The sequence below is a fragment of the Bradyrhizobium genomosp. I (2014) genome, from assembly GCF_000261685.1.
In the GTDB taxonomy this organism is placed as follows: Bacteria; Pseudomonadota; Alphaproteobacteria; order Rhizobiales; family Xanthobacteraceae; genus Bradyrhizobium.
Map to the genome: position 1 here is coordinate 1 of NZ_AJQE01000071.1, position 9,659 is coordinate 9,659.

8 protein-coding genes and 2 pseudogenes are annotated in these 9,659 nt (G+C 65.8%); 9 read left to right on the forward strand and 1 reads right to left on the reverse strand.

Features of this window, described 5'->3' with window-relative positions; all coding sequences use genetic code 11:
- Window positions 1–302 (reverse strand): annotated as a pseudogene (locus IC50_RS42780) (hypothetical protein); the annotation flags it as partial.
- 242 nt (window positions 303–544) lie between these two features.
- Between IC50_RS42780 and IC50_RS07125 the strand changes: the two are divergent.
- The 9 genes and pseudogenes from IC50_RS07125 to bamA form a co-directional block, all read left to right on the forward strand.
- A complete protein-coding gene (locus tag IC50_RS07125) occupies window positions 545–1,540 on the forward strand; it encodes a 30S ribosomal protein S2 (protein WP_035702301.1) in 996 nt (331 codons plus the stop codon).
- A gap of 133 nt (window positions 1,541–1,673) precedes the next feature.
- Complete coding sequence (gene tsf, locus IC50_RS07130; protein WP_035702304.1) at window positions 1,674–2,597, forward strand: translation elongation factor Ts; 924 nt, start codon at window positions 1,674–1,676, stop codon at window positions 2,595–2,597.
- Between the two features lie 60 nt (window positions 2,598–2,657).
- Window positions 2,658–3,374 (forward strand): UMP kinase, encoded by a 717-nt coding sequence (gene pyrH, locus IC50_RS07135; RefSeq protein ID WP_035702306.1) that lies wholly within the window; start codon window positions 2,658–2,660, stop codon window positions 3,372–3,374.
- Between the two features lie 67 nt (window positions 3,375–3,441).
- Window positions 3,442–4,005 carry a ribosome recycling factor gene (frr, locus tag IC50_RS07140; RefSeq protein WP_035702309.1) on the forward strand — a complete coding sequence of 188 codons (564 nt, stop codon included), beginning with the start codon at window positions 3,442–3,444 and terminating at the stop codon, window positions 4,003–4,005.
- 12 nt (window positions 4,006–4,017) lie between these two features.
- Window positions 4,018–4,776: an isoprenyl transferase gene (locus IC50_RS07145; RefSeq protein ID WP_035702312.1), complete on the forward strand. Its 759-nt coding sequence runs from the start codon at window positions 4,018–4,020 to the stop codon at window positions 4,774–4,776.
- Window positions 4,773–5,615 (forward strand): phosphatidate cytidylyltransferase, encoded by an 843-nt coding sequence (locus IC50_RS07150; protein ID WP_035702314.1) that lies wholly within the window; start codon window positions 4,773–4,775, stop codon window positions 5,613–5,615. Before IC50_RS07145 ends, IC50_RS07150 begins: the two co-directional genes overlap by 4 nt.
- 4 nt (window positions 5,616–5,619) lie before the next feature.
- The gene (dxr, locus tag IC50_RS07155) at window positions 5,620–6,843 is read left to right on the forward strand and encodes a 1-deoxy-D-xylulose-5-phosphate reductoisomerase (RefSeq protein ID WP_035702316.1); all 1,224 of its coding nucleotides are present in this window, start codon (window positions 5,620–5,622) and stop codon (window positions 6,841–6,843) included.
- Window positions 6,844–6,886: 43 nt separating this feature from the next.
- Window positions 6,887–8,038: an RIP metalloprotease RseP gene (rseP, locus tag IC50_RS07160; protein WP_035702320.1), complete on the forward strand. Its 1,152-nt coding sequence runs from the start codon at window positions 6,887–6,889 to the stop codon at window positions 8,036–8,038.
- Window positions 8,039–8,214: 176 nt separating this feature from the next.
- Window positions 8,215–9,654 (forward strand): annotated as a pseudogene (bamA, locus tag IC50_RS07165) (outer membrane protein assembly factor BamA); the annotation flags it as partial.
- Between the last annotated feature and the right edge of the window lie 5 nt (window positions 9,655–9,659).

Here is a 9,659-nt window from a genome sequence, read left to right on the forward strand (position 1 = left end):
GCCGCATCCTCAGGCGCTGGCGAGACCGACGCCGCCACCGCCGCCGCGAGTCGCGCCACCTCCGCCGCCGCGCGCGGCGCCTCCGCCCGTAGCCGTGGCCCGGCCCACGCCACCACCGCCCGTTGCTCGACCGGCGCCGCCTCCGCCTGCGATGGCGCGTCCTGCGCCGCCTGCGATGGCGCGTCCTGCGCCGCCTCCGATGGCACGGCCTGCGCCGCCGCCACCTCCGGTCGCGCGGCCCGCGCCGCCGCCGATGGCTGCTGCGCCGCATGCGCCTCCGCGGCCGGCCAGCCCACCACCAAAGAGCTGCCCGCCGGGCCAGCCGAAGTGCTAGGAGGCTCGAGGGCAGGGAACTCGGCAAGCGACGGGAGCTTGCCGGCGTCCCTGACGGCCCCTTATTTCCTTGCTTCTGGCCGAAATGGCGCTATATAGCGCGCCATCTCACACGGAAACATGGCTCACAAGGCCGTCCGGTGGCAGCCGGGGCGAGAACGCTCCGTTTTGCTCACACGTTTCCGGAGGAACCAACCGGAGAATTAGAACGATGGCGCTACCCGATTTCACCATGCGTCAGCTGCTCGAAGCTGGCGTGCACTTTGGTCACCAGTCGCACCGCTGGAATCCGAAAATGGCTCCGTTCATTTTCGGCACCCGCAACAACATCCACATCGTCGATCTCGCCCAGACCGTGCCGATGCTGCACCAGGCTCTCCAGGCCGTCAGCGACACGGTTGCCAAGGGCGGCCGCATCCTGTTCGTCGGCACCAAGCGCCAGGCGCAGGACGGCGTCGCGGACGCGGCCAAGCGCTGCGCGCAGTATTTCGTCAATTCGCGCTGGCTCGGCGGCACGCTGACCAACTGGAAGACGATCTCCGCCTCGATCAAGCGCCTGCGTCACCTCGACGACGTGCTGGCGGGCGGTGAAGCCAATTCGTACACGAAGAAGGAGCGCCTGACGCTTCAGCGCGAGCGCGACAAGCTCGACCGCTCGCTCGGCGGCATCAAGGACATGGGCGGTCTGCCCGACCTGATCTTCGTGATCGACACCAACAAGGAAGACATCGCGATCCAGGAAGCCCAGCGGCTCAACATCCCGGTCGCCGCGATCGTCGACACCAATTCGGACCCCAAGGGCATCACCTATGTGGTGCCCGGCAATGACGACGCCGGCCGCGCCATCTCTCTGTATTGCGACCTCATCGCGCGTGCGGCGATCGACGGCATCTCGCGTGCGCAGGGCGATTCGGGCATCGACATCGGCGCCTCGGCCAAGCCGCTGGCCGAAGAGCTGCCGGCCGCATCGTCGAGCGGCTTCCAGGGCCTTGCGGGCCCTCGCGGCACCGCCGACGACCTCAAGAAGCTCCCGGGCGTGTCGGGCGCGATCGAGAAGAAGTTCAACGACCTCGGCATCTTCCACTACTGGCAGCTCGCCGAGCTCGACCACGACACCGCGCACACGATCGGCGAAGAAGTCGGTCTTCCGAGCCGCGCGGACGCCTGGGTGGCCAAGGCCAAGGCGCTGACCGCGGAAGCGGAATAGTCAAAAAGAGCGATGGGTTGGCCGGATAGGATCCGGCCACCATTTCAGTTGACGCGAATTCCTGAGATGGACCGCGGCGGGGCGCTTCGATGCCACGCCGCGGCAAACCGGCAGGCACAAAGGATTTTCAACGATGGCAACGATCACAGCTGCGATGGTCAAGGATCTGCGCGAGTCGACCGGCGCAGGCATGATGGACTGCAAGGCCGCGCTGACCGAAAACGACGGCAACATGGAAGCCGCGCAGGACTGGCTGCGCAAGAAGGGGCTGTCCAAGGCCGCCAAGAAGTCGGGCCGCGTCGCGGCCGAGGGCCTGATCGGCGCACTCACGAAGGGCACCAAGGGCGTCGTGGTCGAGGTCAATTCCGAGACCGACTTCGTCGCGCGCAACGGCCAGTTCCAGGGCCTGGTCAAGATGATCGCCCAGGTCGCGTTCGACGCCGGCGCCGACGTCGAGAAGATCAAGGCCGCCAAGGTCGGCGACGTCACGATCGAAACCGCGATAAATGATGCCATCGCCACCATCGGCGAGAACATGACGCTGCGCCGTGCCGCCCAGCTCGAAGTCAGCCAGGGCGTGGTGTCGCATTACGTCCACGGCGCCGTTATCGACGGCGCCGGCAAGATGGGCGTGATCGTGGCGCTGGAATCACCGGGCAAGGCCGACGAGCTCGCCGTGCTGGGCCGTCAGATCGCGATGCATGTCGCGGCCGCCAACCCGCTGGCGCTCGATCCGTCCGGCCTCGATCCGGCCGTGGTCAAGCGCGAGAAGGACGTGCTCGCCGACAAGTACCGTCAGCAGGGCAAGCCCGAGAACGTGATCGAGAAGATCGTCGAGTCCGGCCTCAAGACCTACTACAAGGAAGTCTGCCTGCTCGAGCAGGCCTTCATCCACGACACCGGCAAGTCTGTGGCGCAGGCGGTGAAGGAGGCCGAGGGCAAGGTCGGCGGCGCTGTGAAGATCGCGGGCTTTGTGCGCTATGCTCTCGGCGAGGGAATCGAGAAGCAGGAAAGCGACTTCGCGGCGGAGGTCGCCGCGGCCAGCGGCAAGAAGTAAGCGCCGGAACGTTCCTTCCGGCGTGCCGCCGGAAGCGGCGCCCGGACGAGGAAAGTGCTCATGACTGATCCGGTCTATCGTCGCGTCGTGATCAAGCTGTCCGGCGAATATCTCGCGGGACAGCAAGGCTTTGGCATCGATCAGCCGACCGTCGACCGGGTTGCGGACGATCTGATCGCGGCCCGCCATCTCGGGATCGAGGTTGCGGTCGTGATCGGCGGCGGCAACATGGTCCGCGGCGTCGAGGTCTCCTCCCGTGGGGTGTCGCGCACGACCGGCGATACCATGGGCATGCTCGCCACCATGATGAACTGCCTCGCGCTGGAAGCGGCGATCGAGCGCAAGGGCACGCCGGCACGGACGCTGTCGGCCTTCGTCATGCCCGAGATTTCCGAGCTATTCACCCGCACCGCGGCACACAAATGCCTGGCCGAGGGCCGGATCGTGCTGCTTGGCGGCGGGACGGGCAATCCGTACTTCACCACCGACACGACCGCGGTGCTGCGTGCCGCCGAGATCGGGGCGCAGGCGGTCCTGAAGGCGACCAATGTCGACGGCGTCTACTCGGCCGACCCGAAGACCGATCCGACCGCCACGCGGTTCGACCGTCTGACGCATTCGCAGGCGATCGAGGGCGGCTACAAGGTGATGGATGCGACCGCCTTCGCGCTTGCCCGCGAGACATCGTTGCCTATCATCGTATTCTCGATCGCGGAGCCGGGGTCGATCGGCGCGATTCTGCGTGGCGTCGGCCATGGAACCATCGTCGCCGGCTGACGGCTCGTCGGGCGCGCCCTGAGGGAAGGGCGCGGAGCGGCCGCCGGGATTTTGAAGGAGAAACGTGATGGCCACGGGTAATTTCGACCTCAACGAAGTGAAGCGCCGCATGCAGGGCGCCGTCCAGTCCCTCAAGCACGAACTCGGCGGCCTGCGCACCGGCCGCGCCTCCGCCTCGATGCTCGATCCGGTTCAGGTCGAGGCCTATGGCAGCCACATGCCGTTGAACCAGCTCGCCACCGTCAGCGTGCCGGAGCCGCGGCTGATCTCGGTGCAGGTCTGGGACAAGTCGATGGTCAAGCCGGTGGAGAAGGCGATCGTCGATTCCAATCTCGGCCTGTCGCCCGCGACCGAGGGCCAGGTGCTGCGCCTGCGCATCCCCGAGCTCAACGAGGAGCGGCGCAAGGAGCTGGTGAAGGTCGCGCACAAATACGCCGAAGCCGCCAAGGTCGCCGCGCGCCACGTCCGTCGCGACGGTCTCGACGTGCTCAAGAAGCTCGAGAAGAATCACGAGATGTCGGAGGACGATCAGAAGCGTCACGCCGACGAGGTGCAGAAGGCGACCGACGGCACCATCGCCGAGATCGACCAGTTGCTGGCCGCCAAGGAAAAAGAAATCCTCACCGTTTAAGGCATCGCCTTCATGTCCAACGCCGCCGCGCCCGCAACGGAAGGACCTGACAGGTCCGAGGCGCCTGCGCATGTCGCCATCATCATGGATGGCAACGGGCGTTGGGCGGCCGCGCGGGGCCTGCCGCGTGCGGAAGGGCATCGCCGCGGTGTGGACGCGCTGCGCCGCGTGGTGCGCGCCTCGCACGAGCTCGGCATTCGCTATCTCACCATCTTCTCGTTCTCTTCGGAGAACTGGTCGCGCCCGGCGAGCGAGATCGGCGACCTGTTCGGCCTGCTGCGGCGCTTCATCCGCCACGATCTGGCGAGCCTGCATCGCGACGGCGTCAAGGTTCGCATCATCGGCGAGCGCGAGGGGCTCGATAGCGACATCTGCGCGCTCCTCAACGAGGCCGAGGAACTGACACGGGACAACACGCGCCTGACGCTCGTCGTCGCCTTCAACTACGGGTCGCGGCAGGAGATCGCGAAAGCGGCGCAGAAGCTCGCCCGCGAGGTCGCCGAAGGCAGGCGGGATCCCGCCACGATCGACGCCGAGACGCTCGGGGCGCATCTCGACGCGCCCGATATTCCAGACCCCGATCTCATCATCCGCACCAGCGGCGAGCAGCGCCTGTCCAACTTCCTGATGTGGCAGGCCGCCTATAGCGAGCTCGTGTTCGTGCCGATCCACTGGCCCGACTTCGACAAGGCGGCGCTGGAAAGCGCGATCGCCGAGTTTGCCAGGCGCGAGCGTCGTTTCGGCGGCCTGGTCGCGAAAACCGCCTCGTGAGCGAACCCGACGCCGCACCGGCGGGCTCGGCGCCTGCCCCGAGCAATCTCGTGATGCGAGTCCTCGCAGCGCTGGTGCTGGCGCCGCTCGCCATTGCGCTCGCCTACGCCGGCGGCTGGCTTTGGGCACTTCTCGTCACCCTGGTGTCGATCGGGCTGTTCGCGGAATGGCTGACGGTGGTGGGCGCGAGCTCGGTCGCGCTGACGGGGGCAGGGACCGTCGTCGTCGCGATCATGGGATTCTGCGTGACCTTCGGTGCCCTCAGGACCGCCGTCATCACCGGCTTCATCGGCGCCGCGATCGTGATGCTGATCGCGCGGGGCAAGTTCGTCTGGGCGGCGACCGGATTTGCCTATGCATCGGCGGCGCTGCTGGCCTCGATCCTGGTGCGGCAGGATCTCGTCAACGGTTTCGCTGCGCTGATGTTCGTGCTGCTCGTGGTATGGGCGACCGATATCGGCGGCTATTTTGCCGGCCGCAGCATTGGCGGGCCGAAGCTGTGGCCGCGCGTGAGCCCGAAAAAGACCTGGTCCGGAGCGCTCGGCGGCTTCGGGGCGAGCCTTGCAGTTGCGGCCGGCTTTGCCGCCTGCGGGATCGGAAAGGCGGTTCCGCTGCTGCTCGTCGGTGCCGTCCTCTCGGTGGTGTCGCAACTCGGCGATCTCTTCGAATCCGCGGTGAAACGGCGCTTCGGTGTCAAGGATTCCAGTCACTTAATACCCGGCCATGGCGGACTTATGGACCGCCTGGACGGTTTCGTCGCCGCCATCCTGGCGGCATGGATTATCGGCTTTCTCCGCCACGGTGTGCATAGCGCCGGAAGCGGTCTTGTGGTTTGGTGAGGATATGAGCGCGGTCCCATTGCGTAACAACAGGCTCGCTGCGTCCGACGTCCGCAGCGTCACGGTTCTCGGCGCCACCGGCTCGATCGGCGACAGCACGATGGATCTGCTGCGCGCCTCGCCCGAGCGCTACCGCGTCGAGGCGCTGACGGCGAACGGCAATGTCGCAGCGCTGGCGAAGCTCGCCAGGGAATTCTCAGCGCGCTATGTCGCGATCGCCGACACCTCCAAGCTCGCCGAGCTCAAGGCCGCGCTGGCGGACACCGGCACCGAATGCGGCGCCGGCGAAAGCGCGGTGATCGAGGCCGGCGCGCGTCCCGCCGACTGGGTGATGGCGGCGGTCAGCGGAGCCGCCGGACTGAAGCCGGCGCTGGCGGCGGGCGATCGCGGCGCCCATGTCGCGCTCGCCAACAAGGAGTGCCTGGTCTGCGCTGGCGATTTCTTCATGCAGCGCGCGGCAAAGGCGGGCGCCTGCATCCTGCCGGCCGATTCCGAGCACAATGCGCTGTTCCAGGCGCTGAGCTCAGGCAATCGCGACGAACTCGTCCGCGTCATCATCACGGCCTCGGGCGGTCCGTTCCGGACCTGGAAGCCCGCCGACATCGAGCAGGCCACGCTCGAGCAGGCCCTGAAGCATCCGAACTGGAGCATGGGCCAGAAGATCACGATCGATTCCGCCTCGATGATGAACAAGGGGCTCGAAGTGATCGAAGCGTCCTATCTGTTCGCGCTCGCGCCCGACGAGATCGACGTGCTCGTTCACCCGCAGTCGATCATCCACGGCATGGTCGAGTTTTCCGACTGCTCGGTGGTGGCCCAGCTCGGCGCGCCCGACATGAGGACGCCGATCGCGCATTGCCTCGGCTGGCCCGACCGCATCAAGGGGCCGGCGGCCAAGCTGGACCTCGCCAAGATCGGCCAGCTGACCTTCGAGGCGCCGGATTTCGAGCGCTTCCCCGGCCTCCGGCTGGCTTACGATTCGCTCCGGACCGGGAAGGGGGCGACCACCGTCTACAACGCCGCCAACGAGGTCGCGGTCGCCGCGTTCATCGCCGGCAAGATCCGGTTCGGCGCGATTGCGCGGCTGGTGGAAGCAACACTGGACGACTGGATCCGCGGCGGGAACCAGGCGCCCCTGACGTCCGCCGATGACGCAATTTCCGTTGACCATGTTGCGCGAAATAGAGCTGCCGCCCTATTGCCTCAAATTGCCTTAAAGGCATCCTAGCTGGTTGGGGCCAGGGCCTTGCGGCGCTGGGTGAGGGAAATCGATGATCGACTTTTTCGTCCATAGTTTCAATACGTTGAGCCATGGGCTCCTCGACTACGCAGTTCCCTTCCTGCTCGTCCTGACCATAGTCGTGTTCTTTCACGAGCTCGGCCATTTCCTGGTCGCGCGGTGGGCGGGCGTTCGCGTGTTGACCTTCTCGCTCGGCTTCGGACCTGAGCTGGTCGGCTTCAACGACCGCCATGGCACCCGCTGGAAGATCTCGGCAATCCCGCTCGGCGGCTACGTCAAGTTCTTCGGCGACGAGAGCGAGGCCTCGACTCCGTCGGCCCAGAGCCTCGCGGCCATGACGGCCGAGGAGCGCGCCGGCAGCTTCCACCACAAGAAGGTCGGCCCGCGCGCCGCCATCGTCGCGGCAGGACCGATCGCCAATTTCATTCTGGGCGCGCTGATCTTCGCCGGCATGGCCCTCTACTACGGCAAGCCGAGCACGATCGCGCGTGTCGACGGCGTCGTCGCCGATGGCGCGGCGGCTGCGGCCGGCTTCAAGATCGGGGACGTCGTCGTCCAGATCGACGGCAAGCCGATCGAGAGCTTTGCCGACATGCAGCGAATCGTTGCGATGAATGCGGGTTCGGCGCTTGTGTTCCAGGTGAAGCGCGACGGCGCCGTGGTCTCGCTGACCGCAACCCCGGCGCTGCTCGAGCGCAAGGATCCGTTCGGCAACAGCCATCGTCTCGGCGTGCTCGGCATCGAGCACAAGTCGCAGGCCGGGGAGGCCTCGACCGCGCCGGTCGGCGTCGGTGAAGCGCTCAAGATCGGGGTCGAGCAGGTCTGGTTCATCATCACCAGCACCTTCAAGTTCCTGGGCTCGCTGTTCGTCGGACAGGGCAATCCGAACGAGGTCAGCGGCGTCCTGGGAATCGCGAAGATGTCGGGGCAGGCGGCCAGCGCCGGGTTCCAGTTCGTGATCAATCTCTGCGCGGTGCTGTCGGTCTCGATCGGCCTGTTGAACCTGTTCCCGATCCCGCTGCTCGATGGTGGCCACCTTATGTTCTATGCGGCCGAGGTGGTCCGCGGCCGGCCCTTGTCCGAGCGGACTCAGGAGATGGGGTTCCGAATCGGACTGGGCTTGGTGCTGATGTTGATGGTGTTTGCGACCTACAACGACATTCTGCGGATGGCAGCTTCCTGATAGGGGCTTTTTTGTGGCGTTGCTGTTGAGCAACGTCCTGGAATGAAATTGAAATTACGGCGCTTTCGGCCGTTTGCGGCGTCGGCGAAATTGGCTACAAGCGGCCTGAACTTGGGGAATCTCCGGACCGGCGTTGGGGTTGGGTCTGGCAGGGAATGATAAGGGCGCGTTGCGCGATGAAGTTTGGACTGCGACTCCGGGGGGGCTTGCTCGCAACCCTGATCATGTTCGGCGCGCCGGTGGTTGCCCCGGTTGGGGCTGCTTTCATGTCTTCGTCTGCGCTCGCTCAGACCGTCCAGTCGATTTCCGTCGAAGGAAATCGCCGGGTCGAGGTGGAGACGATCCGCTCCTATTTCAAGCCGGGTCCGGGCGGCCGCCTGGATCAGGGCGCCATCGACGACGGCCTCAAGGCATTGATCGAGACCGGCCTGTTCCAGGACGTGAGGATCAACCGCGGGCCCGGCGGCCAGATCATCGTCTCCGTGGTGGAAAATCCGGTGATCGGGCGCCTCGCCTTCGAGGGCAACAAGAAGATCAAGGACGAGCAACTCACCGCCGAAGTCCAGTCCAAGGCGCGCGGCACCTTCTCCCGCGCCATGGTGCAGTCCGACACGCTGCGAATCGCTGAAATCTATCGCCGGTCCGGCCGCTATGACGTGCGCGTCACGCCCGAGATCATCGAGCAGCCGAACAATCGCGTCGACCTGATCTTCACGATCGAGGAGGGCGCCAAGACCGGCGTCAAGTCGATCGAGTTCGTCGGCAACAACGCATTCTCGTCCTACCGCCTCAGGGACGTCATCAAGACGCGCGAATCGAACCTGCTGAGCTTCCTCGCCAGCGGCGACATCTATGATCCCGATCGCGTCGAAGCCGACCGCGACCTGATCCGGCGCTTCTACCTCAAGCACGGCTTCGCCGACGTCCAGGTCGTGGCCGCGCTCACCGAATACGACCCGGAGAAGAAGGGCTTCAACGTCACCTTCAAGATCGAGGAAGGCGCGCAGTACCGCGTTGGCGCGGTCGACTTCCGCTCCAGCATTCCGAACTTCGATCCATCCTCGATGCGCGCCTATTCGCGCGTCAATGTCGGCTCGCTCTATAACGTCGAATCGGTCGAGAAGTCGGTCGAGGAGATGCAGATCGAAGCCTCGCGCCGCGGCTATGCCTTCGCCGTGGTCCGGCCCGGTGGCGACCGTAATTTCGAAGCACACACGGTGTCCGTCGTTTTCAACATCGACGAGGGCCCGCGCACCTATATCGAGCGCATCAACCTGCGCGGCAACACCCGCACGCGCGACTACGTGATCCGCCGCGAGTTCGACATCTCGGAAGGAGATGCCTACAACCGCGCGCTGGTCGATCGTGCCGAGCGGCGCCTGAAGAACCTCGACTATTTCAAGAGCGTGAAGATCACGACCGAGCCGGGCTCGTCGAGCGACCGCGTCATCCTGAATGTCGACATGGAAGAGAAATCGACCGGCGACTTCTCGATCTCGGGCGGTTACTCCACCACCGACGGCGCGCTGGCCGAAGTGTCGGTCTCCGAGCGCAATCTGCTCGGCCGCGGCCTGTTCGCCAAGGCGTCGGTGACCTATGGCCAGTACGCCCGCGGCTAATC

Coding starts and splice junctions, on each gene's coding strand:
- IC50_RS07125 (WP_035702301.1), top strand. CDS start 545: ATGGCGCTACCCGATTTCACCATGCGTCAGCTGCTCGAAGCTGGCGTG.
- tsf (WP_035702304.1), top strand. CDS start 1,674: ATGGCAACGATCACAGCTGCGATGGTCAAGGATCTGCGCGAGTCGACC.
- pyrH (WP_035702306.1), top strand. CDS start 2,658: ATGACTGATCCGGTCTATCGTCGCGTCGTGATCAAGCTGTCCGGCGAA.
- frr (WP_035702309.1), top strand. CDS start 3,442: ATGGCCACGGGTAATTTCGACCTCAACGAAGTGAAGCGCCGCATGCAG.
- IC50_RS07145 (WP_035702312.1), top strand. CDS start 4,018: ATGTCCAACGCCGCCGCGCCCGCAACGGAAGGACCTGACAGGTCCGAG.
- dxr (WP_035702316.1), top strand. CDS start 5,620: ATGAGCGCGGTCCCATTGCGTAACAACAGGCTCGCTGCGTCCGACGTC.
- rseP (WP_035702320.1), top strand. CDS start 6,887: ATGATCGACTTTTTCGTCCATAGTTTCAATACGTTGAGCCATGGGCTC.